The sequence below is a fragment of the Stenotrophomonas sp. STEN033 genome, from assembly GCF_056856655.1.
Genome location: NZ_JBXFWM010000008.1, coordinates 1 through 26,609, shown reverse-complemented (window position 1 = coordinate 26,609; position 26,609 = coordinate 1). Strand labels below are relative to the sequence as shown.

The following is a 26,609-nucleotide window of genomic DNA, read 5'->3' as shown; positions in this document are numbered from 1 at the left end:
AAGGAAGCCGCAATGATCCGCCGATCCCTCACCCTTGCGCTGGCAGTCGCCCTCACTCCGCTGACTTCCCATGCCGCCGACCTGTTGCAGGTCTACGAAATGGCCCGCAACGGTGACACGCAGCTGGCTGCGGCTGAATCCACGCGCCTGATCAACAAGGAAGGCCAGGTACAGGCCCGCGCAGCACTGCTGCCGCAGATCGGCGGTGAAGCGTCCTTGAACCGTACCCGCACCAGTTACGACGACATCAGCGGCAGCTCCACCTCCAAGACCCGCAACTACGGTATCAACGGCAGCCAGACCCTGTTCAACTGGAGTCAGTTCGCCAACCTGCGCGCGCAGCGTGACGTCAGCAAGGCTGCCGATTTCGATCTCGAGTCGGCCAACGACGAGCTGATCGTGCGTACTGCGACCACCTACTTCAACGTGCTGGTCGGCATCGAGTCGCTGACTGCCGCCGAGACCAACGAAGCCGCTGCGAAGAAGCAGTTCGACTACGCCGACAAGCGTCTGGAAGTGGGCCTGGCACCGATCACCGACATGCACGAAGCACGTGCCCAGTACGATCAGGCCCGCGCCAATACCATTCTTGCCCGCAATGCACTGGAAGATGCCTACCAGGCGCTGACCGAGCTGACCGGCCAGCCGGTGCGCGACCTGCGCGGCCTGCCGGTCGACTTCCGCCCGGAAGTGCCAGCCAACCGCAGCAACGTCGACCAGCTGGTCGCCGATGCGGTCTCGCGCAACCCGGCGCTGAAGGCGCAGGAGCTGCAGGTCAGCGCCGCAGAGTCCAACGTCTCCTCCGCCCGTGGCGGCCACTATCCGACCCTGTCCCTGGGCGGCAGCTGGGGCAAGAGCGCGCGTTGGGGTGACAGCACCGGCAGCGGCACTGCTGTTCCGGATGCCACCACCAACTCGATCGGCCTGACCCTGAACGTGCCGATCTTCGCCGGTGGTGCCACCCAGTCCGGTGTGCGTCAGGCGCTGGCCCGTCGCGATATCGCCCAGGATACCTTCGAGCAGCAGAAGCGTGCCCTCGACCGCAACACCCGCAATGCCTACCAGGCGCTGGTTGCCGGTATCAGCGAAGTGGAAGCGCGTCGCCTGACCGTGGTCTCGGCACAGAGCGCCTATGATGCCTCGCAGGTCGGCCTGGAAGTCGGCACCCGTACCGTGTTGGACGTGGTGCAGAACCAGAAGACCCTGTTCCAGGCCCAGCTGGACTACGCAACGTCGCGCTACAACTTCCTGCAGGCCCGCCTGCAGTTGAGCCAGGCCATCGGCGATCTGGATATCAGCGAAATCCAGGACATCAACCGCCTGCTGACGGTGGATGCCGCTTCCAAGCTGCAGCCGAACAACGCGCAGTAACGCTGCGCGGAAACGTAATGCAGAAAGGCGGGCCTCGGCCCGCCTTTCTTGTTTCTGGAACATTGCTGGCGAGCACCACCACCCAAACGATGCCCCCACCAGTGCAGCACAGCATTGCTTCGTTGTAGGAGCGGCGTAAGCCGCGAAGCAAGCACCGTATAAGCGTGCACGGGTGCAGAGGACTCAAGCACCATCAGCTTCGCGGCTTACGCCGCTCCTACAAACAGACCCCAGCGCTTCGCTTACCCCGGCTAGGCAGCGGACTCACTCGGCGGCGGCAACTGCGGTGTGATCAATGCAATCGTATGTTCCAGCGCGCCACGGCCATTGGCGACCAGCGCGCGCCCTGCCTGCACCATGCGCTCACGCTCGGCCACGTCCTGCAATAGACGCGACACGGCTGCCTCCACTCCGGCGGCATCAGCACAGATGCATAGCGCTCCAGCCTCATCCATCCGTCGCGAAATTTCGGCGAAGTTGTGCAGGTGCGGGCCGGTAACCGCGGCCGTACCCATCGCTGCCGGCTCGAGCAGATTGTGGCCGCCGATGGCCTGCAGGCTGCCGCCGACGAATGCCACCTGCGCGCAGGCATAAAACGCCATCAATTCGCCCAGGGTATCGATCACGAATACCTGCGCATCCGCATCGGGCCACTGCTGTGCCTTGCGCGTGGCTACGCGCCAGCCGGCCTCGCGCGCCAGCACCTCGGCCTTGGCAAAGCGCTCGGGATGCCGCGGCGCCCACAGCAGCAAGGCATCCGGATGCTGCCTCAGCAAGCGCGCATGGATCTCGATCACCGCCTGTTCTTCACCTTCGTGGGTGCTGGCAGCAATCCATATCGGTCGCGTCGCCGGTACATGCTGGTGGAACGCCTGCAGCACCGTCGTCGGATCCGGCGGATGGATATCGAATTTCAGATTACCCAGCGCCTGCACCTGCTCGGGCAAAGCGCCCAGCTCGATGAAGCGCTCCGCATCCGCCTGCGACTGCGCGGCGACGCAGGTCACCGTGCGCAGCGCACGCCCAACCAGCGCTTTCAGCACGCGATAGCCTTTCAACGACCGCGCCGACAGGCGCGCGTTGAGAATGTAGACCGGAATGCCGCGATCACGACAGCCAAACAACATGTTCGGCCACAGCTCGGTCTCCAGGATCAGCGCCAGGCTGGGCTGGAAGTGCTCGAGAAAGCGACTGACGCTGCCCGGCACGTCGTATGGCAGATACACATGATCCACCGCATCGCCCCATAGCGCACGCACACGCTGCGAGCCGGTGGGCGTGATGGTGGTGATGATCCAGCGGATATCCGGGCGCTGTGCACGCAACGCATTGACTAGCGGCGCTGCCGCATTGACCTCGCCCACCGACACCGCGTGCAACCACACCCGCGGTTGACTGCCGCTATCCGGATACGAGGCATAACGCTCGTCCCAGCGGCGGAAATATTCGCGCACACGAAAGCCGCGCCATACCAGGTGATACACGGTGATGGGCAGCAGCAGGTAAAGCACCGCGGAGTAAATGCCGCGCAGCAGAAGTTCAACAGGATCCTTACGCATCGGCGAAGGATACGGGAGAACACCGAAATTGCGAGAGACAAGGGCCGCGGCTGCACACTGCAACGCCGTGCCTGGACACCGTTCCAGCCATTCCCCGCGCATGCGCACCGCCCGGTCATCGCCAGCCGGGCCCGCATCTGCCCGCCCACTCCAGCAAACCCCATCTGCTCCCCCGTCACCGCCCGTGGCTTAGAATCGACGCATGTCCGATTCACCCTCCAGCGCCACCCGGCCCTCGCTGCTGCAGCCACGCCACTGGCCCACCTTTGCCTGGCTGGGCATCGCCTTCGTCGCCGCGCGCCTGCCATGGACGCTGCAGCGAGCATTGGGCCGTGGCATCGGCTGGCTGGCCCTGCACCTGGCACGCAGCCGCCGCCGCGCGGCCGAGGTCAATCTCAAACTGTGTTTCCCCGAGAAAGACGAGGCCTGGCGCCAGCGCCTGCTGCGCGACAGCTTCGATGCACTGGGCGTCGGTGTGTTCGAGTTCGCCCGCGCCTGGTGGGGCAAGATCGATGTCATCCGCCCGCAGGTGCAATGGGAGGGACTGGAGCACCTGAAGGCACTGCAGGCCGAAGGCCGTGGTGTGCTGCTGGTATCAGGCCACTTCATGACCCTGGAAATGTGCGGCCGCCTGCTCTGCGATCACGTACCGCTGGCCGGCATGTACCGTAAGTACCGTAATCCGGTAATGGAATGGGCGGTAAAAAGCGGGCGGCTCAAGTACGCCTGCGCGATGTTCGCCAACGAGGACATCCGCGCCACGGTGCGCCACCTGAAGAAGGGCGGCTTCCTCTGGTACGCGCCGGACCAGGACATGCGCGGCAAGGATTCGGTCTTCGTGCCGTTCTTCGGCATGCCCGCATCCACCATCACCGCCACCCATCAGTTCGCGCGGATGACCGGCTGCGCAGTGGTGCCGTACTTCCATCGCCGCGTCGGCAGTGGCTATGTGCTGAAGATCGCCCCGCCCCTGCCCGGCTTTCCCACCGACGATGCCGTTGCCGATACCGCCCAGGTCAACGCCGCGATCGAGCAGATGGTGCGCGAGGCACCGGACCAGTACCTGTGGATCCACCGTCGTTTCAAGCGCCAGCCCGAAGGCCGCAGCCACTTCTACGATTGAGCCGGGCTACACCGCAACCGCCGACTGGCTCAAGGGTCCTGCCCGTCGGTTTCGGCCAGCAGCGCACCGGCATACAGCGCCGCCAGCAATACCGTCACGCCACCCCAGAATGCGGAGTAGAACGCCAGATGGGTATTGAGCGGGAATACCGTCACCAGCAAGGCCAGCGCTGCCGGACGCGCGCGATCACGCGCCTGCGGGCCAGAATAGATCCAGGCCCGCAAGGCCATCGCCGCACCGGCAATCCATAGCAGCAGGCCCAGCACACCGGTTTCAGCAAGGATCTCCAGGACGATCTGGTGGGCGTGCAGCGCCGGGCCCTCGCCCCACACCGGATCCTGTGCCGGGGTTGGATTGCAGCCCGGGTAGGCATCACGGAAACCGCGCGCCCCCACCCCGTTGAGCGGGTGCTCGCGCACCATGCACACGGCCGCGGACCAGATCTGGCCGCGCCCGGAAAGGGCTTCGTTCAGCCCCTCGGCACCGCCGCCGAATGCCATCGCCGTGCGCGCAAAGCGTTCGCGCACCTGTGCCGAGCCACCCGCCAACGCGCCAATGCCGACAACCGCCGCCAGCATCACCAGCAGCAGCCATTTCCTTCCCAGCAGGCGCCAGCCGGAGATCAGCAGAACCAGCGCATAGGTGATCAGCGAAGCGCGCGACCCGGCAAGCACCAGCACCACGCCAACCGCCGCGGCGGCCAGCAACCAGCCTCCACGGCCGAGACGCGCGCCGGCCAGGAACAGCAGGAACGGCGACAGACTGGCCAGGACCTGGCCGAACTTCAGATTGCAGGGGCCGAAGATGCCCGGCAGGCGATCGGCTGCCGCGACCTCGTCCAACGAGCACAGCCCATGCCCGCTGCTCAGCCACTTGAGTTGATCCAGGCTCCAGAACAGGGGGCTGGTCCCACTACCGGCCTGCAGCAATGCATCCAGCGTCCACAACCCGCTGATCAACGCCAGCCCGCTGAAGGTGGTGTTGCGCCGCCGGGGTGTACCCACGGCTATCGCCACCAACCACATGAAAGGCAGATAGCGCAGCCCGCCGGCGACCTTGCCCCAGACTTTCCCCGGATCCTCCGCGCCTATCGCCGAACCGAGTTGCGGCAGCCAATACGCGCAGAACAACACGCTGGTCAGCGCCAACGCCGGCACACCCAGCAGGCTGCGGATGCCGCCTCCCTTGCGCAACCGCAGCAGCAACAGGCGCACCACGGTAAACAAGGCGCCCAGCACCAGCACCGATTCGGCGATACCCGGCAACGGCAACAATGCGACATAGGCGATCACCCAGATCGGCGCCCACCAGCCTGGCTGGCGCGGAGCCACTGCAGGGGACGGATCAGCCAGCGAGTTCTGCATAGACGTCCAGGGTCGCACGCTGCATCGACTGCAACGTATAGGGGATGCGTCGGGGAAGGGATGGTGGGTCTTGCAGCAGCTGCAGCGCGCTTTGCGTCAGCTGCTGCATGTCGCCCTGGGCGACCGCGCCGGAGGGCTGCAGCTGGCCAAGCAGTTCGCCCACGCCGCCATGGTTCCAGCCGACCACAGGACGGCCAACCGACAGCGCTTCCAGTACGGTACGGCCAAACGCCTCCGGTTTATCCGACAACTGCAGGACCAGATCGCTGGCGGCATAGGCCTCGGCGATGCGGGCTGTGGGTTCGCTCAGCACTACCTGTTCGGCCACCCCCAGCGTTCCTGCCAGTTGCTCCAGCTCGCGCACATAGGTTTCGCGGCCCGGCTCGCGTACGCCCGGCATCCACAGCACCGCGGGTTGGCCCTCGCGTTGCAGCGCCGCCAGCAGATGCAAGGCATGCGCATGTCCCTTCAGGCGGGTGCCGCGGCCGGGCAGCAGCAACAGCGGTACCGCCACCGCCAGGGAGGGATGCAGCGCCGCCACCGCCAGCCGCGGCCGGCGGTCGCTGCGCTCCACGCGCGGGAACTGGCCTACGTCCACGCCGCGCGGAATCACCCGCAGCCTGCCCGGATCGGTCTGCCGGTAGTGCTGCAGCAGATAGTCACGCACGGTCTGCGATACGCAGACCACCCGTTCGCCACTGGCCATGATGCCGCTGTAGCGGCCGGGCGAATTCAGCCCGTGCATGGTGGTCATCCAGTGCGGCCGTTGGTTCGCTGGCATGCCGCGCAACGCATACCAGCCCAGCCAGGCCGGCAAGCGCGAACGGGCATGCACGATGTCGGCACCGGTTTCGCTGAACAGGCGCCGCAGCGAGGCCACGTGCCGCAGGGTCAGCAGCGACTTGCGGCCGATGTCCAGGGTCAGATGCTCGGCACCACTGTCCAGCAAGGGCTGCAGCAGGCGGCCACCGGCGGACACGACAATGGCCCGGTGTCCGGCGGACACCAGTGCAGCAGCAATTTCCAGGGTTGAACGCTCGACGCCGCCGGAATGCAGCGCAGGCAGCAACTGCACCACCGTCAAACGGCGCATCGGTCAACGATCAGTCGGCCAGGACGAACACCGAACCGCAATACGGGCAGGCAGCCTCGCCATTGGGTTCGTTCTCGATCGGCAGGTAAACCCGCGGATGCGAGTTCCACAGCGCCATTTCCGGCGTCGGGCAGCTCAGCGGCAGGTCGGCGCGGTGCACGGTGTAACGCTTCTCGGCATTGGCGGGCGCGGTGGCGGTATGGCTCATGGCGTCATTCACGAAAAAAACCAGGACTGCGCAATTCTAGCAGCGCCGGGCCGATGCAGCCGCTTCGAAGCATCCGGATGCGGCAAAAAGCCGGCGACAACCCCAACGCAGCCGGCCAAGCCCGCCCTGCCCGGCTGCTGGTGTCGCTGTGGGCCGACCGGGTAGCGATCCTGTCGGTCAAAACAACGGCGCTGGCCCGTCACCCACGCTGAGTGCCGCCGGTTGCAGCCAGCAACGGGGCGACCGCCGACCACCCCGTTGCCAGCTTGCCCTGTGCCGACGTTACTTGAAGTCCCCGGCGACAAACACACTAAGCCGCTCGGGCTTGAGGTGTTTGCGGATGGCGGCATTGACCTGTTCCACCGTCAGCGCCTGGTAGGCGGCATCACGTTGCGCTTCAAACGACATGTCGCGACCGTAGTACAGATGGTCGCTCAACAGCCCTGCAATGGCGCCGTCGGCCGCGCGCGACTGCTCGCGCGCCACCTTTTTCTCAGCCACCGCGCTGCGCAGCTCCTCCGCAGTGATGCCGTCGGCGACCAGCCGGGCCAGCTCCTCACGCAACGCCGCCTCCAGCTTGCCCATGTTTTCCGGCGCAGCGATGGCCTGGATGCTCAGGCTGCCGTTGTCATCACGGCCCGTGCGACTTTCGTCGGCACTCAGCCCGGCACCGACGTTGTAACTCAGGCCATCCTTCTGGCGGATGCGATCGCCCAGGCGCGCCTTGAGCGGGTCGCCACCGAGGATGGCGACGGCGATGTTCAGCGCCGGGAAGTCCGCATCAGCCAGATTGATCGAGATGTTCTGCCGCGCCAGCAGTACCGCATTGGGCTTGTCAGGAGTGACGAAGCGTTCATGCGTGGCCGCGACATCCCGGTAATGGGTGCTGATCGGCGCATAGGGCTTGGGCGACTTCCAGTCGGCGAACAAAGCCTGCAACTCGGTTTTCAATGTCACTGGATCGAAATCGCCAACCACCGCGATCTCACCTTCCGCAGTGCCGTAGAAATCCCTGTGATAAGCACGCACGTCCTCCAGCTCGAGCGCCTTCAATCGGGCCAGTGACTCATCGATCGATTGCACGTGCAGCGGGTGCCCAACCGGCCACGGATCGAAATACTGGCTCAAGGCCAGCGATGCCTGGGTTCCCGGCTCCTTGCGCTGGAACTCCAGCCCGGTGATCGCCTGCAGCCGCAGCTGCTCGAACTCGGCCTGCGGGAATGCAGGGTTGCGCAGCACGTCGGCTGCCAGTCGCAGGGCCTCGGCCAAGCTTTCGCGCTTTCCGTTGAGGCCGATACTGGCACCCTGCATGCCACCGCTCACCTGCGCCTGGGTATTGAGCGCATCAAAGCGGGCGGCGATCTGGCCACGATCCAGACGCTTGCTGCCCGCCATCAGCATCGGTCCTACCCAGCTACCGGCCTCGCTGCGCCCGGTAATGGCCTGCTCGTCGGCGAAGCGGAACGTCGCCGTCAACGCTACCGTCTGCCCGCGATTACGCTTGGGCAGCAATGAAACCCGCAGGCCGTCGCCGATGACAAAACTCTCGGTACGCGCGGCGATGTTCTCCACGCTGGGATCAAACGCTTCACCTGCGCTGACTGCCGCTCGGCCCTTGTAGCCATCCACCAGGGCCGCAACGGCGGGCGCGGCGGGAATCACTGCGCGGTCCGGTACGGCAGTCGGCACAAAGCGGCCGAGCGTACGGTTCTGCGGCTTCAGGTAGGCCGCTGCAACACGATTTACATCGGCAGCAGTCACGCCTTCGATTGCATCGCGCTGCACGAACAGCAGGCGCCAGTCGCCGGCGGCCTGGTATTCGGACAATGCCATCGCCATCGCATTGACGTCACTGGCGCGCTTGTCGATGGCATTGGCGATACGCTGTTTGGCAGCCGTCACTTCCGCCTCGGTGATCGGCGCCGCGGCGATGGCTTCTGCCTGCTTCAACAACTCGGCCTCCACCTTGTCCGGGTCGCCGTCCTTGGGCAGCACCGACATCAGGGTGAACAAGCCAGGATCATGCAGGGTCTCGCTGCTGGCGGTGGCGAAGGCGGCCAGCCTGGTTTCCATCATCGCCTTGTAAAGGCGGCCATTGGGGTTGTCTCCCAGCACATTGCCCAGCACCGTCAGCGGCGCGTTGTCAGCCTGCGCCAGCGCCGGCACGTGATAGCTGGCGGCAACCAGCGACAGCTCACTGCTACGGCGCACGCTGACTTCGCGCTCGCCGTCCTGCACCGGTTCAACGGTGTGGAAGCCGGGCAAGGTCCGCATCGGCTTTTTCAGCGGTGCGAAATGCGCGGCCACCCGGGCCAGCGCCCGCCCGGCGTCAATGCGGCCGGCAACGATAAGCAAGGCGTTGTCCGGCTGATACCAGGTGCGATAGAACGCCTTGAGGTTCTCGATAGGAACATTCTCGACGTCCGAGCGTGCGCCGATCGGCATGTTCGCGTAGTTGTGCCAATCAAACGCCACCGAACGCATGCGTTTCATCAGCACGCCGACCGGATTGTTGTCACCGGCTTCCATCTCATTGCGGACCACCGTCATCTCGCTGTCGAGGTCGGCCTTGGCCACGTTGGCGTTGAGCATGCGGTCGGCCTCCATCCCCAGCACCCAGTCGAGCGTCTCGTCATTTGCCGGAAACGAAGCGAAGTAATTGGTGCGGTCCAGCGAGGTGGTCGCGTTCTTGCTGATCCCGCGCTGCTGCATTTCGCCCGGAATATCCGGGTGCTTCGGCGTGCCTTTGAACAACAGGTGTTCAAGCAGGTGCGCCATGCCGGTTTCACCATAGTTTTCGTGCAATGAACCAACGCCATAGACCAGATTGACGGTCACCGTCGGTTTGCTGGCATCGGCGAACAGCAGCACCCGCAGACCGTTCTGCAGGCGGTATTCGCAGACGCCTTCGACGCAGGGCCCGGCCTGCACGCCGCCGGGCAGGTCGGCGCTGGCCCGGCTCGCCTGTGCCAGTGGTACCACCGCCAGCGACAGGGCCACGGCCAGGGAACAACAAAAACGCTTCATCATCGGAATCCAGCCCTCGGCAGTTTGCGATCAATACCCGAATCCATGCACATCACCTTCCCTGCATCGCACCCGCGGACGCCAGGCAGCACTGCCCATCATCGCAAAACCCGGTGAGGTGGTGGCATCCCGGCCTTGGCGCTGTGGCGACCGCACCCGCCCGACAACAGCACCCGCCGGCGCCGCTGGCGACCTCAACGCCCACCCAGCCAGCCCCCAAGCGAATACACCGGCTGCAACAGGCGATCGCTCAGCGGCTCATGCTCGCCGCTGACCAGCGCATCCAGCATCATGCCGGGTTTGAGCGGCTCCAGCCGGCCATGGGCAAGAATGGCCTGATCGGCCAACTCGACGGTGACGCGATAGAACGCCTCCCTCATCACCGGCACTTTGGGTGTGAAGCTCGCCTCTTCACTGTCCACTGCAGTGCGGCTGATGTGGGCGATGGTGCCGTGCTGTGCACCGAACTTCTGATGCGGAAACGCCTGATAGCGCAGCACGACACGATCACCGGGCGCCAGCGCGCCAATCACGCGCCCGGGCACCATCAACTCGGCCTCGAGCCGACCATCGCCGGGCAATACACTGAGCAGCGGCTGGCCAGGGTGGACCGACTGCCCCGGCTTGACCAGCCGCGCAACCACCACGCCATCAACCGGCGCCTTCACCAGCAAAGCGGCATTGGCCTCGTTCTCAACCTGATCCAGGCGCAGTTGCGCCAGATGCTCCGCGTAGGTGGCTTCATTGGCCTTGTGCCGTCCCGGCAGCTCCTGCATGGCCTGCTTCAACTGCGCGATCAGACGCTGGGCGGCAGCCTGTTGCCGGCGCAGCGACTGCAACTGCACCGTGTAATCGAGCAGCAGCGCCTCCTGCTGCTCAGCCGCGGCAAACCCGGCCACCGATGTGCCCGCGGCTTCCCGCAGACGGGCCAGCGCCGCGTCCGCGATGCGTATCTGCTCGCAGCGGGTGGCTATCTCCAATCCGATCTGCCGTGCCTCGGTGCGTGCCGCCTGCATCTGCTCGTGCAGGCCTGCAGCCTGCGCCGCCAACTGCTCCTTCAGCGCGTCGCGCGCCAGTGCGATGCTGTCTTCGCGTTGCCGCAGCCCAAGCTCCAGCGCCACATTGGCATCACCGATCTCGGGCATCGTCCGCTGGCTGACCACCAATGCCAGCGTGTCCCCCTCCACCACCCGCTTGCCATCATCGACATCCAGCCAGCGGACCACCCCGCCCACCGGCGCCACCACCGTCGCCATCCCCTGCACCGGCACCAGCCGGCCCGCAATAGCGGCCAAGTCGTTGTCCGTGCGAAGGGAAAGTACGCCCCACCCGACGACCAATAGTGCGAATGTACCCGCGGCACATGCATACAGTTTTGCAGACCCTTTGAACCCCATCCGCGCCCACCTGCATTGATCGACAGCCTGCAGCTTTTCATTCGATTCGGTTTGCGACACACATGCACCAGCAGTTAAACGCATAAGACAAAAGCCAATCAAGCTATCAGCGTTTTCCCAAGGAAATCCCATTGGTTTCGCAGCTCGCAGTGCAGCCTAGCGACATCAAACAACACGGGCAGCAGTTGCAAGTTACATTGGCAAAAGTCGTCAATATCGATGACGAGTTTCGTTCGGATAATCCACGGACGTAATGAACATTGACAATAAGTCTTTGCCGACTGCGCAAGCTCGCAATGGCTTAGGCTTTTGGTCGGCTCTCATGGTCAACGCTCGAGGAGAAATTTATGCATGACCATCTGGGAATCCGCATCCGCAAAGCGCGGAGGAAGATGAAGATGACGCAGGCGGAGTTGGCCAGCCAACTGAAAGTAAGCCGTAGCGCGGTGGGTAACTGGGAAAGTCCGACGGGCATATCACCCAGCACGATGCGTCTGATCACCATCGCACTGGTGACCGACGTTTCATTTGAATGGCTGGCGACAGGGCGCGGGGAACTGGATGCAATCTCCGCGGCGATCCCCAGCGAAAACGCAGAGCTGGTGGATGACCCGTCGGAGCGGAGGTTGTTGCTGGCCTATCGCTCCTGCCGCGCAGCTACCCGCAAACTCGTATTGCAGATAGTGGAGGCGCAGAAGATTCCACAGTTCTGATGCTTGGCGGCGACCGGGAATTCAACCGGCGCCGCCTGTCCGATACACATGCCATTGATTGTGGGAGCGGCGTCAGTCGCGAAGCTGGAATTCCCAAGGTATCAGCCAATTCTTCCATCTGACGGAGCGCCTGCTTCGCGGCTGACGCCGCTCCTACAAAAGATCGGCAGTTCTCGCATCACCGGCAAAAGAAAAGCCGGCGCAAGGCCGGCTCTGCTTTGACGCATGCGGGTTGGCAATCAACCTGCGCGTTCGGCTTCCATCTGCTTGCGGATCTGCGCATCCACCGCGGCAATCGCGGTCATGTTCAGCACGCGGCGCGAACTGGCACTGCTGGTGAGGATGTGCACCGGCTTGGTCATGCCCATCAGGATCGGGCCGATCGCAACGCCGTTGGTGAACACGCGCACCAGGTTGTAGGCGATGTTGGCCGCTTCCAGGTTGGGCAGCACGAACAGGTTGGCACGGCCCTTGAGCGTGCTGTTGGGCAGCAATTTCTCGCGCAATGCCTCATCCCATGCGGTGTCACCCTGCATTTCGCCGTCCACGTTCAGGCGCGGGTTGCGCTTGAGCAGCGCCTCACGTACCTGGCGCATCTTCAGCGCGTCCTTGGAATCGTGGCTGCCAAAGTTGGAATGCGACAGCAGCGCGATCTTCGGCTCGATGCCGAACAGCTTCATGCGGTAGGCCGCCTGCAGCGTGGATTCGACGATCTGCTCGACGCTCGGGTCTTCCTGCACATGGGTGTCGACGAAGAAGAACACGCCCTGGTTGTTGATCACGCCGGTCATGGCCGAGGTCGAGCTGACCTTGGATTCCAGCGGGATCACGCTGCGCACATAGCCGAGCTTCTTGTGGAAGCGGCCAACCAGGCCCGACAGCATCGCATCGGCCTCACCGCGGGCCACCATCACCGCCGCGATCAGGGTAGGACGCGAGCGCATCAGGTTCTTGGCCGCGGCCACGGTGACGCCCTTGCGGCCGGTCATCTCGTGGTAGTACTGCCAATACTCGTTGAAGCGCGGATCGTCGTTGATGTTGGTGATTTCAAAATCGACACCGGCGCGCATGCGCAACGCCAGCCGCTCGATGCGGGCCTCGATCACGTCCGGACGGCCGATCAGGATCGGGAAGGCCACGCCTTCGTCGATCACGTTCTGCACCGCCTGCAGCACCACCTCTTCCTCACCCTCGGCGTAGACCACGCGCTGCTTGTCCGAGCGCGCGCGGTCATAGACCGGCTTCATGAACAGACTGGTGCGGTAGACGAACTGGGCCAGCTTGTCGCGGTAGGCGGCCATATCGGCGATCGGGCGGGTCGCCACGCCCGAGTCCATCGCCGCCTGCGCCACGGCCGAGGACAGCTCGACCAGCAGGCGCCGGTCGAACGGACGCGGAATCACATAGTCACGGCCGAAGCTGGGGACCTCGCCGCCGTAGGCCGAGCCCAGGTCGGACGCTTCCTTGCGCGCCAGCGCGGCAATCGCGCGCACGCAGGCGACCTTCATTTCTTCGTTGATGGTGGTCGCGCCCACGTCCAGCGCACCGCGGAACAGGTAGGGGAAGCACAGCGCGTTGTTGACCTGGTTCGGGTAATCCGAACGGCCGGTGCCCATGATGATGTCCGGGCGCACCGCGTTGGCATCTTCCGGCAGGATTTCCGGGTAGGGATTGGCCAGGGCGAAGATCACCGGATCACGCGCCATGCTGGCGACCATGTCCTTGCTGAGGATGCCGCCAGCCGACAGGCCCAGGAAGATGTCCGCACCATCAACGATCTCGGCCAGCGTGCGCTTGTCGGTATCGCGGGCGTAGCGGGCCTTTTCCGGGTCCAGGTCGGTACGGCCGGTGTGGATCACGCCGTCGCGGTCGTAGGCCAGGATGTTTTCCGGCTTCAAACCCAACGAAACCAGCATGTTGACGCAGGAAATACCCGCCGCGCCCATGCCGGTGGTGGCCAGCTTGACCTCTTCGATCTTCTTGCCGGTGATCACCATGGCGTTGAGCACGGCAGCGCCGACGATGATCGCAGTGCCGTGCTGGTCGTCATGGAACACCGGGATGTTCATCCGCTCGCGCAGCTTGCGCTCCACGACGAAGCACTCCGGTGCCTTGATATCTTCCAGGTTGATGCCGCCGAAGGTCGGCTCCAGCGAGGCGATGATCTCGACCAGCTTGTCCGGGTCGTTCTCATTGACTTCGATATCGAACACATCGATGCCGGCGAACTTCTGGAACAGCACACCCTTGCCTTCCATCACCGGCTTGCCGGCCAGCGGGCCGATATTGCCCAGGCCCAGCACGGCGGTGCCGTTGGTGATCACGCCAACCAGATTGCCGCGCGCGGTCATCTCGCTGGCCATGGCCGGGTCTTCCATGATCGCTTCGCAGGCATGTGCCACACCCGGCGAATACGCCAGCGACAGGTCACGCTGGGTCAACATGGGCTTGGTAGCCACCACCTTGATCTTGCCGGGCGGCGACATCCGGTGATATTCGAGGGCGGCCTGCTTGAAATCTTCGTTGGACATCGAGTTGTGAGCGCTAATGGGCAAGAAGGACGGGAGATGATAACGCCGTTAAGGCGGCTGGACCTGTCGCTATGCTGTCGCAGTCATGCTGCAACCGCACAATTCCGATCCTTCCACGCAACCGCATGTGTGCAAGTCTCCGCCCTGGGGATGACAGGCTCGGGACGGTAAAAAGGTCGCGGGGCCGCCTGCTCGGTTGCGAGCCCCGCGCAAAAACGCACACACACACAGGTAAAGCTCAGGCCCTCGTCGTCGGCGACGGCGGCAGTTCGGACGGCTCCATGCCGGCGAGCACCAGTGCCAGGCGCTGCCGATCCAGCGCCCCTTCCCAACGCGAAACCACCACCGTCGCCACGGCGTTGCCGATGAAATTGGTCAACGAACGGCATTCACTCATGAAGCGGTCCACGCCCAGGATCAACGCCATGCCCGCCACCGGCACCTCCGGCACCACCGCCAAGGTCGCGGCCAGGGTGATGAATCCCGCACCGGTAACCCCGGCCGCGCCCTTGGAGCTGAGCATGGCCACCAGCAACAACGCGATCTGGTGGCCAAGACTCAGTTCGGTATTGGTGGCCTGGGCGATGAACAATGCCGCCAGGGTCATATAGATGTTGGTGCCATCCAGGTTGAACGAGTAGCCGGTAGGCACCACCAGGCCGACGACGGACTTGCTGCAGCCGGCCCGCTCCATCTTCTCCATCAGCGAGGGCAGCGCCGATTCGGATGAGGAGGTGCCCAGTACCAGCAGCAATTCGGCCTTCAGGTAGCGGGCCAGCTGGAATACCGAGAACCCGCAGACGCGGGCCACCGCGCCCAGCACCACCACCACGAACAGCAGCGAGGTCAGGTAGAACGCGCCCACCAGCCAGGCCAGGTTGACCAGCGAGGCGATGCCGTACTTGCCAATGGTGAAGGCGATGGCGCCGAACGCACCGATCGGCGCAGCCTTCATCAGCAGGTGCACCAGTTTGAACACCGGGCTCGTCAGCGCTTCCAGCAGGGCCAGCACCGGCCGTCCTTTCTCGCCAACCGAGGCCAGGGCAATGCCGAACAGCACGGCCACGAACAGCACCTGCAGGATGTTGTCGCCAACGAAGGGGCTGAGCAGGGTCCTGGGAATGATGTCCAGCGCAAAGCCGACCAGGCTCAGCTCATGCGAGCGCTGCACATAGCCATCCACCGCACTCTGGTCCAGGTCAGCCGGATTGATGTTCATGCCGGCGCCGGGCTGCACCACATGCGCCACCACCATGCCGACCACCAGTGCCAGGGTGGAGAAGAACATGAAATAGGCCATCGCCTTGGCAAACACGCGGCCGACGCTGCGCAGGTGGGTCATCCCTGCGATGCCGGTGACGATGGTCAGGAAGATCACCGGCGCGATGATCATCTTCACCAGCTTGATGAAAGCGTCACCCAGCGGTTTGAGCTGCTCGGCGAACAGCGGCTCGAAGTGACCCAGCAGCACGCCCAGCGCGATCGCCACCAACACCTGTACATACAACTGGCGATAAAGCGGCAACCGACGCCCGCAAGGGCCGGCAACAGAAGCGGAAGGGGCAAGCATGACGGGGAACACCTCGAGTTCACTACCGGTTGTTTTTTTACCCGCCAAAGCGCGCGCCGCCGATAACGCATTGGTGTTACTGCCAACACGCCGCGCGATCCGGGAAGCACTTCCAAGCCGGCCTCGCCAATAACCGGACAAGACCTATGGCCGGCTGCGACAGCACTGCCAGACCATCGGGGGCATGCCGTTCTTTCCCACCCATCGGCGCCGCATGCGCTGGCTGCTGCCACTCACAGCCAGCGTAGCCATCACCGCGACCGGGCTGGTGGCCCTGCGCCATTTCGAGCGCAGCAGCCTTGCCGGCGACGCCGAGCGCGCGACCACCCAACTGCACCTGCATGGCGAGGCCCTGCAGGCCCTGATCGAACGCCACCGTGTGCTGCCAGCGGTGCTGGCGCTGGATCCGGATGTGCGCAGCGCGCTGACCCGGACCACGCTCGTCCAAGCGGAGCTGAAGCGCCTGAATCGCAAACTCGAGCGCGTCAATGGCGTGGCCGCCACCTCGACCCTGACCCTGCTCGACCGCAACGGACTGGCCCTGGCCGCCAGCAACTGGCGCATGCCACGCAGCAGCAATGTCGGCAATGACTACCAGTTCCGCCCGTACTTCCAGCAGGCAATGCAGGACGGCAGCGGCACCTTCTATGCCGAAGGCGTGACCACCGCCATGCCCGGCTATTTCCTGTCTGAAGCGGTACGCGACGAGCGCGGCCAGCCGGTCGGCGTGGTGGTGGTCAAGGTCATCCTGCGGCCGCTGGAGCAGACCTGGGCCGATACCGCCGATATGGTTTTCGTCAGCGACAGCAACGGTGTGATCTTTCTCTCCAGTCATCGACCATGGCGTTATCTGACCCTGCAGGCACTGGATGACAAGGTCCGCGAGGAACTCCAGCGCACCCGCCAGTACACGCAGCTGCCCCGGCAGCTGCTGCAGCGTTCGCCCGGCACACGACTGGGCCCAAACCAACAGCGGGCGGAACTGGCCGATGCCGGCGACGTGATCTGGGTCTCGCAGCCACTGCCGCAACAGCAATGGACCCTGCATCTGCTGCGCAGTACCGCCAGCAGCAGCAACAGCGCGCGCAGCTTTGCCGCCGCGGTGATGGCCAGCCTGATCGCGGTGCTGCTGCTCGGTTATGGCCTATGGCAACGGCAACGCCTGGCGCGGTTGCGCGAGCGCAGCCGTCGCGAGCTGGAGCAACTGGTGGAACTGCACGCACAGGAGCTGCGTACCGCCCAGGACGGCGTGGTGCATGCCGCCCGTGCCGCCGACTATGGCGAGAGCGCCAGCCTGCAGCACCTGCCGCAGGGCGTCTGCGTGGTCGATGCCCAGCTCAACCTGGTGGCCTGGAACCGGCGCTATGTCGAACTGTTCCGGTTCCCGCCGGGGCTGATCCAGGTGGGCCGCCCGATTGCCGATGTGTTCCATTACAACGCACGCCGCGGACTGCTCGGCCCCGGCCCGGTGGAGGAAGCAATCGAACGGCGGCTCAACCACCTGCGCTCAGCCACCCCGCACATGCACGAGCGTGAGAGCGGCGACGGCAATGTGATCGAGATCCGCGGCAACCCGCTGCCGGACGGCGGCTTTGTCACCAGCTATACCGATATCACCGCCTACCGCAATGCCGCCCGCGATCTGCGTTCGCTGGCCGATACACTGAGCCTGCGGATCAGCGAGCGCACCCACGACCTGGCCGGCGCCAAGCGTGATGCCGAGGAGGCCAACCAGGCCAAGACGCGTCTGGTGGCCGCAGCCGTGCACGACCTGCTGCAGCCGCTGAATGCCGCACGCATGTTCCTGTCGGCGCTGCGCAGCCGCCTGCCCGATGCAACCAGCCGCGACATCGCCGACAACGTCGACAATGCGCTGACCGCACAGGATGGCATCCTGACCAGCCTGCTCGATATTTCCCGGCTCGAATCCGGCGCGCTTGAGAAACGGGTCCGTGACTTCGCGCTGGAGCCCATGCTCGAAGCATTGAGCATCGAGTTCGGCATCCTCGCCAATGCGCGTGGCCTGCGGGTCAGCCATGTCGCCACCCGCGCGGTGGTGCGCAGCGACGAGGCACTGCTGCGGCGTATCCTGCAGAACCTGCTGTCCAATGCCGTGCGCTATACCCGCAACGGGCGCATCGTCGTCGGTTGTCGCCGCGATGGCGAGCAGCTTCGCATCGAAGTCCACGACACCGGCACCGGCATCCCGGAGGCACGCCAGCAGGAGATCTTCGAGGAATTCCGTCGGCTCGACAATGCAGGCAGCGAGGAGCCGGGCGCCGGCCTGGGTCTGGCCATCGTTGATCGCATTGCCCACCTGCTCGATCACCGCATCGGCCTGCGCTCGACGCCTGGGCGTGGCAGCGTGTTCTCGGTCAGCCTGCCACGCGGTGATGTTGGCTGCTGCACCCTGCCGGTGATGTTGCCGGAGGAACCGCAGATGGACTCGCTGTTGGCCGGGTGCCGGACCTGGTGCATCGACGACGATCCGCGCATCAGCCTGGCCACCCGCCTGCTGCTTGAACGCTGGGGCTGCCAGGTAGAGTTCGCCGGCGGCGTGGATGCGGCACAGGCCACAGCACAGCCAGGCAACGATCCCGACCTGCTGTTGCTGGATGTGCGCATGGGCGATATCAGCGGCCCTGCGCTGTTGCCCTTGCTGGTGGAACGCTGGGGCAACGAGCCCGGCGTGATCCTGTTCACCGCCGAACAGGACCCGGACCTGCGCGAGCTCGCACGCGAGCGCAACTGGGGCTTTGTTTCCAAGCAGGCACGAACCGCGGCGTTGCGTTCGCTGATGACGCATCTATACCAGCGCGCGAGCTGAGCCAGCACTGGTATGCGCTGCACGGTAGCGCCGAGCCGTGCGCGGGGCATTACCCGGAATGCCCCACCTGTAGAGCCGAGCCATGCTCGGCTGGGGCATTACCCGAAATACCCCACCTGTAGTGCCGAGCCATGCTCGGCTGGGGCATTACCCAAAATGCCCCACCTGTAGAGCCGACCCATGCTCGGCTGGGGCATTACCCGGAATGCCCCACCTGTAGTGCCGAGCCATGCTCGGCTGGGGCATTACCGGGAAAGCCTCTGCCGAGCATGGCTCGGCGCTACCCCAACGTCCTGGGCTACTCCGGCTCCCACTCCGCCTCCAGCGTCTTCAACAACACCGCCGCCTGGGTGCGGCTATTGCACTCCAGCTTCTTCAGCACGGCGGTGACATGTACCTTCACCGTGTTCTCGGCCAGCCCCAGCACATGGGCGATCTGCTTGTTGAGCAGGCCATCGGCCATGCACAGCAACACGCGGATCTGCTGCGGGGTCAGCCGCGCCAGCCGTGAGGCAAGCAGCGCGTCGTGCTCGGAGCGCACCGCTGCCAACGGGGGGAAGCAGGTATCACCGTCCATCACCGCAGCCACTGCAGCCCCTATCGATTCCACCGGTGCGGATTTGGGAATGAAACCGACCGCACCGAACTGCTGGGCACGGCGGATCACCCGCGGATTGTCGTTGGAGGAAATGATGATCACCGGCAGCTCGGGCCGCTCACCCCGCAGCCACACCAGCGAGGAAAATCCATGCGCCCCCGGCATGGTCAGGTCCAGCAGGACCAGATCCACATCGGCGTGCCCGGCCACTGCCTCGGTCAGCGCCGAGACACTGGCCACTTCCAGCATCTCGCCCACGGCCCCGCCGTCGCGCAATGCATGCAGCACTGCGGCGCGGAACAAGGGATGGTCGTCGGCAACAAGTACCTTGATCAGACTCATCGCAGCAGTTTGGCACGGCCACCGCCCAGCTACCCTAGCCCTAGTCCCAAATCGTTATTGGTGACTGCATTCCCGCTGTCTATCGTCCGCACACTTCCCCTGTGTCGAGGCAACGGATGGCCGATTTCCCCCTGTGCACTGCATTCACCGGCCTGCTGATGCTGGCCACCGCGCCCACCGCACTTGCCAACGACGACATCACCGCCAAGTTCAGCGGCCGCCTCTACTACGAGTTCGCCCATTTCGACAATGACACGCGCGGCCCCGCAGAACGCAGCGGCGACGATCTGCGCGCTGCGTGGTTGGGCGTGGCAGGCAAGGTGCACAGCGTGGGCTACAAGCTCGAGGCCGACTTCGCTGGCCATCGCCCGGTCGCACGCGACGTATATCTCACCCACAAGATCGGCACTGCCCTGCTGACTGTCGGCCAGTTCAAGCAGTTCTACACGCTGGATGATCGCAGCAGCGCCAACCACACCCCCACCATCGAGCGCAGTTTCCTGGTGCAGTCGCTGGGGACGGCTTACCGGTTGGGCATCGGTGCGCAAGGCAACCATGCAGGCATTTTCTGGAGCGGCAGCGTTTTCAGCCTGGAGAGCATCGACGTCTGGCAGGCCAAGGGGCACGTCATCGGCGGCCGCGTCGGCCACGCGCCCTGGCAGCAACCGGGCCATGTCCTGCACTTTGGTGTCTCCGGTGCCCACGAGCACCACAGCCATCCAGGTGCCGATGGCGCCCTGCCGCTGCGTGCGCAGGCTCGCACCACCGGCCACTGCGGTGACAACGGCCGTTTGCCACTGGTGGACTTCCGCAGCGGCCGCGCAGTCTCGGTGAACCGCTACAGCGTCGAAACCGCAGGCGTGTCCGGCCCCTGGTCGTGGCAGGCCGAGTACGGCGGCGCCCGCTACGACGACGGCCAGCAACGTGGCGAAGTCCAGGCCGGCTACCTGCAAGGCAGCTGGCTGCTCACCGGCGAAACCCGTCCCTATGACCCCAAAGGTGGCCGCTTCATCCAGCTGGAACCGGAGGGGGACATCGGCGCCTGGGAACTTGTCGCCCGCTACGACCGCATCAACGGCCGCCAATGGCCAGCGCAGCAGCGCGATGTCACCGCTGAAGCCTGGACCCTTGGGGTGAACTGGTACGCCTCCAGCAAGGTCCGGCTGATGCTGGACTGGACCGACAGCCGGCGCCGTGATGAACTGCGCGGGCAGACGCTGGACCATACCGGCGTGCTTGCCGGACGCGCCCAACTGCACTTCTGAGCCCGCTTGTCAGGCCCGCCCGGGCGGGCGCCGTGCACACAAGAAAATAATTTTCACGTATTCTCCACCTTTCGCCCCAATCGCCATCCATAATCCCGGGTGACCACGGCAAGAGGCAGGATTCGTGCAGGAAAATTACTTTCATTCCGAAGCAGTTCTAGTCGGCAAGGGCCTCCCCAGCGGCGGCCCGTGGACGCCTGCGTCGATCGCAGCCGCCGCACCTTCGATCCTGGAGGAGCAACTGAGCCTGCCAGCCGCGGTGCTCAGTGCCCCGGCGCTGCAGCACAACCTGCAGTGGATGCGTCGGTTCGCGCAGGCCTATGGCTGCCAGTTGGCGCCGCACGGCAAGACCACCATGAGCCCGGCCCTGTTCCGCATGCAGCTCGATGCCGGTGCCTGGGGCATCACCCTGGCCACCGCGGCACAGACCGCCGCTGCCCATGCCGAAGGCGTGCAGCGCGTGCTGCTGGCCAACCAGTTGGTCGGCAAGGGCAATTTCGAGTTGGTCGCCTCCCTGCAGCAGCGCGACCCGGGCTTCTGGTTCGCCTGCGTGGTGGACTCGGCCGCCAATGTCGCCGCGCTGGGCAGCTATTTCAGCGCGCGCGGGCAGCAGATCAAGGTGCTGCTGGAGATCGGCCTGGCCGGGGGACGTACCGGCGTACGCGATGAGGCGCAGGCGCAGGCGGTGCTGGAGGAAATTGCACGCTGGCCCGATGCCGTGGCATTGGTGGGCGTGGAAGTCTACGAAGGTGTCGCCGGCGACGAGGCCGGCGTCCGCGCCATGCTGCAGCGCAGCCTGGCACAGTGGCAGGCGATCCACGCCAATGGCGGCTTCCGCCAGTTGCCGGCCATCCTCAGCGGCGCTGGCTCGGCCTGGTTCGACGTGGTTGCCGAGGAATTCTCGGTGCTGGCCAACGATGCGGATGCACAGATCGTGCTGCGCCCGGGCTGCTATCTCAGTCACGACGTCGGTATCTACCGGCAGGCCGCCGAACGCATCCACGCCAGCAACCCGGTCGCCCGCGAAATGGGCAGCAGCCTGCAGCCAGCGCTGCGCCTCTGGGCCTATGTGCAGTCACGGCCGGAACCGGGCAAGGCGATCATCGGCCTGGGCAAGCGCGATGCCGCCTTCGATGCCGGCTTCCCGGTCCCCGCCCTGCACTATCGCCCCGGCGAGGCGGCGCCGAGCAACGCCGCCGCGCATTGGAAGGTCACCGCGATGATGGACCAGCACGCCTTCCTCGAAGTGCAGGCCGACGATGCGCTGCAGGTGGGCGACATGCTCTGTTTCGATATCTCCCATCCCTGCCTGACCTTCGACAAATGGCGCCACCTGCTGGTGGTCGATGACGCACACCGCGTCGTCGGCGCCGTTTCCACGCAGTTCTAACCGCTTCCTCCGGGCCTGTACGCATGACCGACGGTAATCTGCTGTTGATCTACGCCGCCTTGTCGATCCTCGCACTGATTGTGCTGATCGCCCGCTTTCGGCTTAACCCCTTCATCAGTGTCACCCTGGTTTCAGTGGGCCTGGCACTGTTTGCCGGCATGCCGGCACCGGAAATCCTGCCGGCCTATGAACAAGGCGTGGGCAAGACCCTGGGACATATCGCCCTGATCGTCGCGCTGGGCACCATGCTCGGCAAGATGATGGCCGAGTCCGGCGGCGCCGAGCGCATCGCGCGCACGTTGATCGCCCGCTTCGGCACGAAGAACGTGCACTGGGCGATGATGCTGATCGCCTTCTGCGTGGGCTTGCCGATCTTCTTCGAAGTCGGCTTCGTGCTGCTTATCCCGATCGTGCTCAACGTGGCCCGCCGCACTGGCGTGCCGCTGCTGCTGGTCGGCCTGCCGATGGTGGCCGGCCTGTCGGTCGTGCACGGCCTGGTGCCACCGCATCCGGCCGCGATGCTGGCGGTGAATGCCTATGGCGCCGATGTCGGCCGCACCGTGTTCTATTCGCTGCTGGTCGGCTTGCCGACGGCCGCCCTGGCGGGTCCGGTGTTCGCCAAATTCGTTGCTCCCAGGGTGCAGTTGCCCGCGCACAACCCGATGGAAGCGGCATTGCTCGATGAAGGCCATAGCCGCATTCCCGATGAGCAACTGCCCGGTTTCGGCATCACCCTGGCGACCTTGTTGCTGCCGGTCGGGTTGATGCTGCTCGGTGGCTGGGCCGACCAGATCGCAACACCCGGCTCGTCCCTCAACCACGGCCTGCGTTTCATCGGCCATTCGGTGGTGGCGCTGCTGCTGGCGACCTTGATGAGCTTCATCACCCTGGGCCTGCTACGTGGCTTCAGCCGTGAGCAGATCCTCAAGTTCACCCAGGAGTGTTTGGCCCCCACCGCTGCCATCACCTTGCTGGTGGGCGCCGGCGGTGGTCTCAACGGCATCCTCGTGCACACCGGCGTTGCGGCGGAAATCATCGGCCTGTCGCAGCGCTTTGAACTGTCGCCGCTGTTGATGGGCTGGACCATGGCCGCGCTGATGCGGATCGCCACCGGCTCGGCGACCGTGGCGATGACCACGGCCTCCGGCATCGTCGCGCCGATCGCCGCGGCGATGGGCTATGCCCACCCCGAGTTGCTGGTGCTGGCCACCGGTGCCGGCTCGGTGGTGCTGTCACATGTCAATGACGGTGGCTTCTGGCTGGTGAAGGAATACTTCAACATGACCGTCGCCCAGACCTTCAAGACCTGGACGGTGCTCGAAACCCTTATCTCCGTCGTCGCCCTGCTGCTGGTGATGGCCCTCTCCATGGTGCTTTGAACATGTCGCAGAATACGTTCGATATCGTCTATGAGCTGCGCCAGCGCCAGCATGAGTTCAGCCCGGTGGAAGCGCGCATCGCCGCGGCCATCCTTGCCGACGTGGACGCCGCTGCACAGTACGGGGTCAGCGAACTGGCCGAGCGTGCCGAGGTCAGCGCCGCCGCCATCTCGCGTTTCGCCAAGGCCCTGGGCTGCGAGCACGTGCGCGAACTGCGCGCACGCCTGGCCTCCGCCAGCGCGGTCGGCAAGCGCTTCCTGGAGCAGCAGAACGCGCCGCCGGTATCGGCGCTGTACGCGCAGATCTGCGATGACATCCAGGAAAGCCTGCGCCACAACATCGCCAACCTGAAGGAAGACGTGGTGCAGGGCCTGGCCGAGGCGTTGTGCAAGGCGCGGATGATCCACATCTTTGGCCTGGGTGGCTGCTCCACCGTCTTCGCGCAGGAACTGCAAAGCCGCCTGGTGCGCTTTGGCCGCCCGGTATCGGCCTGCAGCGACGCGCTGATGATGAAGATCATCGGCGCCACGCTGGGACCGGACGACCTGGTGCTGGTGTTGTCGGTCAGCGGCATCACCCCGGAGATCGTATCCGCCGCCGATATCGCCCGCACCTACGGTGCGCGCATCGGTGCCATCACCCAGGCCGGCACCGCCCTTGCCGAGCGCAGCGACTGGCTGCTGCCGATCCAGATCGAGGAAACGGATTTCGTGTTCAAACCTTCCGCGTCGCGCTACGCGATGATGCTGGCGATCGACGTACTCGCCACCACCACCGCACTCAGCGACGCCAACGCCAACCACGAGCACCTGCGCCGCATCAAGCTGGCACTGGACCGCCACCGTGGCGGTGATTCACGCCTGCCGCTGGGTGACTGATCCATGCATGACTTCTTGATACGCAACGCGCTGATCTTCGATGGCAGCGACCAGGCCGGCGTGCAGGGTGATGTGGCCATCCATGCCGGCCGCATCGTCGCCGTTGGCCAGCTTGGCGATGCCGCGGCGGCAAATGTGATCGACGCCCAGGGCCTGGCCCTGGCGCCGGGCTTGATCGATGTGCATACCCATGACGACCTGGAAGTGATCCGCAATCCGGACATGCGCAGCAAGTTGTCGCAGGGCGTGACCACGGTGGTGGTCGGCAACTGCGGCATCAGCGCCAGCCCGGTGCATATCCGCGACCAGGTGCCGGACCCGATGAACCTGCTCGGCGATGCCGAGGATTTCCGCTACGCGGATTTCGCCAGCTACCGCAGGGCGGTGGAGCAGGCCGGTCCGGCGGTGAACGTAGCCGCGCTGGTCGGCCACACGGCCCTGCGCCAGAACCATATGGACCGGCTCGACCGTGCCGCCAGCGCCGATGAGATCGACGCGATGCGGACACAGCTGCGTGAGAGCCTGGCCCAGGGCGCGCTGGGACTGAGCAGTGGCCTTGCCTATGCCTCGGCCTTCAGCGCGCCATCGTCGGAAGTCGACGCACTGGCCATGGAGCTGCCGCGCAACGGCTTGTACGCCACCCACCTGCGCGACGAATTCGGCGGCATCCTCGATGCGATGGAGGAGGCCTTCAGCGCCGCACGTGCACCGCAGGCCGCCGTCCGCGTCTCGCACCTGAAGTGCGCCGGCATCGACAACTGGGGACGCAGCGGCGAAGTGCTGGCCAGCCTGCACGCCGCCTCCGCCACCCAGGACGTTGCCTGCGACTGCTACCCCTATGCCGCCAGCGCCTCGACGTTGGACCTGAAGCAGGTCACCGACGCCTTCGACATCCTGATCACCTGGTCCGAGCCCGAGCCCGACCAGGGCGGCCGCCTGCTGGCGGCGATCGCCGCCGACTGGAATGTGTCGCTGCTGGACGCCGCCATCCGCCTGCAGCCTGCTGGCGCCGTCTACCACGGCATGGACGAGGCCGACGTCCGCCAGATCCTTGCCCATCCACTGACCATGATCGGTTCGGATGGCCTGCCGCGCGACCCGCGCCCGCATCCGCGGCTGTGGGGCACCTTCCCGCGCGTACTTGGCCACTATTCCCGCGATGAGCAGTTGTTCCCGCTGCATACCGCCGTGCACAAGATGACCGGCCTGCCCGCGTCGCGCTTCGCGATGGGCGCGCGCGGCTTCATCCGCGCCGGCTGGTGTGCCGACCTGGTGCTGTTCGACCCGGCACGGGTACGCGATACCGCCAGCTTCCACGATCCGATCCGTGCCGCCGAAGGCATCAGCGCGGTCTGGGTCAATGGCTGCCTGAGCTACGACGGCCGGCAGGTCGTGGCCCGCGCAGGCCGTTTTGTCTGCCCCGAGGCTGCACCAGCCGCCTGAATGCAACCGCTGTACCCAAAACAAAGGACTATCGATGAGTGACATCAAACGCTATGGCGCCGAAGGCGGCGTAGGCCAAGGCAAGCAGCACATGCCGTTCTCGCGCGCGGTCGAAGCCGACGGCTGGCTGTACGTCTCCGGGCAGGTACCGATGCGTGATGGCGAACTGGTGGCCGGCACCGTGACCGAGCAGTCGCATGTGGTCATCGGCAACGTACTGGCGATCCTGGCCGAAGCCGGCTACGGCCCCGAGCATGTCGTGCGCTGTGGCGTATGGCTGGACGATGCCCGTGACTTCTACGCCTTCAACGGCGTGTTCAAGCATTACTTCGGCGAACACCCGCCGGCCCGTGCCTGCGTCCAAAGCCGCATGGTGGTGGATTGCAAGGTGGAAGTGGACTGCGTGGCCTACAAGCGCCCGCAGCGCGACTGATCCAACCGTAGTGGGCCGCCCCGGTACCAGCGGGCCGGGGAGCGGAGGGCGCAGCCACGCCAAGGGGCGGGCGGAGAGTGGGGTGGGGGGGGGTGTGA

20 protein-coding genes are annotated in these 26,609 nt (G+C 65.2%); 11 read left to right on the top strand and 9 right to left on the bottom strand.

The features are described from left to right. Positions 1-12 precede the first annotated feature (12 nt). Complete coding sequence (locus tag AC1VXC_RS04665; RefSeq protein WP_313173122.1) at positions 13-1,371, top strand: TolC family outer membrane protein; 1,359 nt, start codon at positions 13-15, stop codon at positions 1,369-1,371. Positions 1,372-1,622: 251 nt separating this feature from the next. On the opposite strand, the gene waaA is transcribed toward AC1VXC_RS04665, so the two are convergent. Further along, complete coding sequence (waaA, locus tag AC1VXC_RS04660; protein WP_481538895.1) at positions 1,623-2,930, bottom strand: lipid IV(A) 3-deoxy-D-manno-octulosonic acid transferase; 1,308 nt, start codon at positions 2,928-2,930, stop codon at positions 1,623-1,625. Between the two features lie 202 nt (positions 2,931-3,132). On the opposite strand from waaA, the gene AC1VXC_RS04655 reads away from it, so the two are divergent. Next, positions 3,133-4,053, top strand: coding sequence for an LpxL/LpxP family Kdo(2)-lipid IV(A) lauroyl/palmitoleoyl acyltransferase (locus AC1VXC_RS04655; RefSeq protein WP_313173120.1), 921 nt, complete (start codon positions 3,133-3,135; stop codon positions 4,051-4,053). A 29-nt stretch (positions 4,054-4,082) separates the two neighbouring features. Here the strand turns inward: AC1VXC_RS04655 and AC1VXC_RS04650 are convergent, their stop codons facing one another. Genes AC1VXC_RS04650 through AC1VXC_RS04640 form a run of 3 tightly spaced genes read right to left on the bottom strand, consistent with a single transcriptional unit; the run spans position 4,083 to position 6,718 of the window. After that, on the bottom strand, positions 4,083-5,417 hold the full coding sequence (locus tag AC1VXC_RS04650; RefSeq protein ID WP_481538896.1) for an O-antigen ligase family protein: 1,335 nt from the start codon (positions 5,415-5,417) through the stop codon (positions 4,083-4,085). Beyond that, positions 5,398-6,510 carry a glycosyltransferase gene (locus AC1VXC_RS04645; RefSeq protein ID WP_313492880.1) on the bottom strand — a complete coding sequence of 371 codons (1,113 nt, stop codon included), beginning with the start codon at positions 6,508-6,510 and terminating at the stop codon, positions 5,398-5,400. Before AC1VXC_RS04645 ends, AC1VXC_RS04650 begins: the two co-directional genes overlap by 20 nt. A gap of 10 nt (positions 6,511-6,520) precedes the next feature. Continuing rightward, positions 6,521-6,718 (bottom strand): zinc-finger domain-containing protein, encoded by a 198-nt coding sequence (locus tag AC1VXC_RS04640; protein ID WP_282267169.1) that lies wholly within the window; start codon positions 6,716-6,718, stop codon positions 6,521-6,523. Between the two features lie 77 nt (positions 6,719-6,795). Here AC1VXC_RS04640 and AC1VXC_RS04635 point away from each other — a divergent pair, with 77 nt between their 5' ends. Continuing rightward, on the top strand, positions 6,796-6,930 hold the full coding sequence (locus AC1VXC_RS04635) for a hypothetical protein (RefSeq protein ID WP_481528058.1): 135 nt from the start codon (positions 6,796-6,798) through the stop codon (positions 6,928-6,930). A 70-nt stretch (positions 6,931-7,000) separates the two neighbouring features. Here AC1VXC_RS04635 and AC1VXC_RS04630 read toward each other — a convergent pair whose 3' ends face one another. Both AC1VXC_RS04630 and AC1VXC_RS04625 read right to left on the bottom strand, forming a co-directional pair. Further along, positions 7,001-9,745 (bottom strand): M16 family metallopeptidase, encoded by a 2,745-nt coding sequence (locus AC1VXC_RS04630; RefSeq protein WP_481538897.1) that lies wholly within the window; start codon positions 9,743-9,745, stop codon positions 7,001-7,003. A 194-nt stretch (positions 9,746-9,939) separates the two neighbouring features. Further along, positions 9,940-11,040, bottom strand: coding sequence for an HlyD family secretion protein (locus AC1VXC_RS04625; protein ID WP_481538898.1), 1,101 nt, complete (start codon positions 11,038-11,040; stop codon positions 9,940-9,942). 449 nt (positions 11,041-11,489) lie between these two features. Between AC1VXC_RS04625 and AC1VXC_RS04620 the strand changes: the two genes are divergently transcribed. Beyond that, on the top strand, positions 11,490-11,855 hold the full coding sequence (locus AC1VXC_RS04620) for a helix-turn-helix transcriptional regulator (protein ID WP_313173115.1): 366 nt from the start codon (positions 11,490-11,492) through the stop codon (positions 11,853-11,855). 239 nt (positions 11,856-12,094) lie between these two features. On the opposite strand, the gene AC1VXC_RS04615 is transcribed toward AC1VXC_RS04620, so the two are convergent. Continuing rightward, positions 12,095-14,386, bottom strand: coding sequence for an NADP-dependent malic enzyme (locus AC1VXC_RS04615; RefSeq protein WP_313173114.1), 2,292 nt, complete (start codon positions 14,384-14,386; stop codon positions 12,095-12,097). Between the two features lie 238 nt (positions 14,387-14,624). Next, positions 14,625-15,956, bottom strand: coding sequence for a dicarboxylate/amino acid:cation symporter (locus tag AC1VXC_RS04610; RefSeq protein WP_313492882.1), 1,332 nt, complete (start codon positions 15,954-15,956; stop codon positions 14,625-14,627). 184 nt (positions 15,957-16,140) lie between these two features. Here AC1VXC_RS04610 and AC1VXC_RS04605 point away from each other — a divergent pair, with 184 nt between their 5' ends. Further along, positions 16,141-18,783, top strand: a complete 2,643-nt coding sequence (locus tag AC1VXC_RS04605; protein ID WP_481538899.1) for a PAS-domain containing protein — start codon at positions 16,141-16,143, stop codon at positions 18,781-18,783. A gap of 298 nt (positions 18,784-19,081) precedes the next feature. Here AC1VXC_RS04605 and AC1VXC_RS04600 read toward each other — a convergent pair whose 3' ends face one another. Continuing rightward, positions 19,082-19,723 (bottom strand): response regulator transcription factor, encoded by a 642-nt coding sequence (locus tag AC1VXC_RS04600; RefSeq protein WP_313173111.1) that lies wholly within the window; start codon positions 19,721-19,723, stop codon positions 19,082-19,084. Positions 19,724-19,839: 116 nt separating this feature from the next. On the opposite strand from AC1VXC_RS04600, the gene AC1VXC_RS04595 reads away from it, so the two are divergent. The 6 genes from AC1VXC_RS04595 (at position 19,840) to AC1VXC_RS04570 (ending at position 26,511) form a co-directional block, all read left to right on the top strand. Further along, complete coding sequence (locus tag AC1VXC_RS04595) at positions 19,840-20,988, top strand: OprO/OprP family phosphate-selective porin (RefSeq protein WP_481539895.1); 1,149 nt, start codon at positions 19,840-19,842, stop codon at positions 20,986-20,988. Between the two features lie 124 nt (positions 20,989-21,112). Beyond that, positions 21,113-22,378: an amino acid deaminase gene (locus AC1VXC_RS04590; RefSeq protein ID WP_481539896.1), complete on the top strand. Its 1,266-nt coding sequence runs from the start codon at positions 21,113-21,115 to the stop codon at positions 22,376-22,378. A 23-nt stretch (positions 22,379-22,401) separates the two neighbouring features. Further along, positions 22,402-23,757: a GntT/GntP/DsdX family permease gene (locus AC1VXC_RS04585; protein ID WP_313173108.1), complete on the top strand. Its 1,356-nt coding sequence runs from the start codon at positions 22,402-22,404 to the stop codon at positions 23,755-23,757. Positions 23,758-23,759: 2 nt separating this feature from the next. Next, complete coding sequence (locus AC1VXC_RS04580; RefSeq protein ID WP_313173107.1) at positions 23,760-24,635, top strand: MurR/RpiR family transcriptional regulator; 876 nt, start codon at positions 23,760-23,762, stop codon at positions 24,633-24,635. Positions 24,636-24,638: 3 nt separating this feature from the next. Beyond that, positions 24,639-26,078 (top strand): N-acyl-D-amino-acid deacylase family protein, encoded by a 1,440-nt coding sequence (locus tag AC1VXC_RS04575; protein ID WP_481539897.1) that lies wholly within the window; start codon positions 24,639-24,641, stop codon positions 26,076-26,078. A gap of 34 nt (positions 26,079-26,112) precedes the next feature. After that, on the top strand, positions 26,113-26,511 hold the full coding sequence (locus tag AC1VXC_RS04570) for a RidA family protein (protein WP_481539898.1): 399 nt from the start codon (positions 26,113-26,115) through the stop codon (positions 26,509-26,511). The last annotated feature ends 98 nt before the right edge of the window (positions 26,512-26,609 follow it).

Excerpts from the sequence above, each read along its gene's own strand:
- AC1VXC_RS04605 (WP_481538899.1), top strand. The coding sequence starts at position 16,141 with ATGCCGTTCTTTCCCACCCATCGGCGCCGCATGCGCTGGCTGCTGCCA.
- AC1VXC_RS04650 (WP_481538896.1), bottom strand. The coding sequence starts at position 5,417 with ATGCAGAACTCGCTGGCTGATCCGTCCCCTGCAGTGGCTCCGCGCCAG.
- AC1VXC_RS04655 (WP_313173120.1), top strand. The coding sequence starts at position 3,133 with ATGTCCGATTCACCCTCCAGCGCCACCCGGCCCTCGCTGCTGCAGCCA.
- AC1VXC_RS04630 (WP_481538897.1), bottom strand. The coding sequence starts at position 9,745 with ATGAAGCGTTTTTGTTGTTCCCTGGCCGTGGCCCTGTCGCTGGCGGTG.
- waaA (WP_481538895.1), bottom strand. The coding sequence starts at position 2,930 with ATGCGTAAGGATCCTGTTGAACTTCTGCTGCGCGGCATTTACTCCGCG.
- AC1VXC_RS04635 (WP_481528058.1), top strand. The coding sequence starts at position 6,796 with ATGCGGCAAAAAGCCGGCGACAACCCCAACGCAGCCGGCCAAGCCCGC.
- AC1VXC_RS04645 (WP_313492880.1), bottom strand. The coding sequence starts at position 6,510 with ATGCGCCGTTTGACGGTGGTGCAGTTGCTGCCTGCGCTGCATTCCGGC.
- AC1VXC_RS04620 (WP_313173115.1), top strand. The coding sequence starts at position 11,490 with ATGCATGACCATCTGGGAATCCGCATCCGCAAAGCGCGGAGGAAGATG.
- AC1VXC_RS04585 (WP_313173108.1), top strand. The coding sequence starts at position 22,402 with ATGACCGACGGTAATCTGCTGTTGATCTACGCCGCCTTGTCGATCCTC.
- AC1VXC_RS04610 (WP_313492882.1), bottom strand. The coding sequence starts at position 15,956 with ATGCTTGCCCCTTCCGCTTCTGTTGCCGGCCCTTGCGGGCGTCGGTTG.
- AC1VXC_RS04600 (WP_313173111.1), bottom strand. The coding sequence starts at position 19,723 with ATGAGTCTGATCAAGGTACTTGTTGCCGACGACCATCCCTTGTTCCGC.
- AC1VXC_RS04615 (WP_313173114.1), bottom strand. The coding sequence starts at position 14,386 with ATGTCCAACGAAGATTTCAAGCAGGCCGCCCTCGAATATCACCGGATG.
- AC1VXC_RS04595 (WP_481539895.1), top strand. The coding sequence starts at position 19,840 with ATGGCCGATTTCCCCCTGTGCACTGCATTCACCGGCCTGCTGATGCTG.
- AC1VXC_RS04580 (WP_313173107.1), top strand. The coding sequence starts at position 23,760 with ATGTCGCAGAATACGTTCGATATCGTCTATGAGCTGCGCCAGCGCCAG.
- AC1VXC_RS04570 (WP_481539898.1), top strand. The coding sequence starts at position 26,113 with ATGAGTGACATCAAACGCTATGGCGCCGAAGGCGGCGTAGGCCAAGGC.
- AC1VXC_RS04640 (WP_282267169.1), bottom strand. The coding sequence starts at position 6,718 with ATGAGCCATACCGCCACCGCGCCCGCCAATGCCGAGAAGCGTTACACC.
- AC1VXC_RS04575 (WP_481539897.1), top strand. The coding sequence starts at position 24,639 with ATGCATGACTTCTTGATACGCAACGCGCTGATCTTCGATGGCAGCGAC.
- AC1VXC_RS04665 (WP_313173122.1), top strand. The coding sequence starts at position 13 with ATGATCCGCCGATCCCTCACCCTTGCGCTGGCAGTCGCCCTCACTCCG.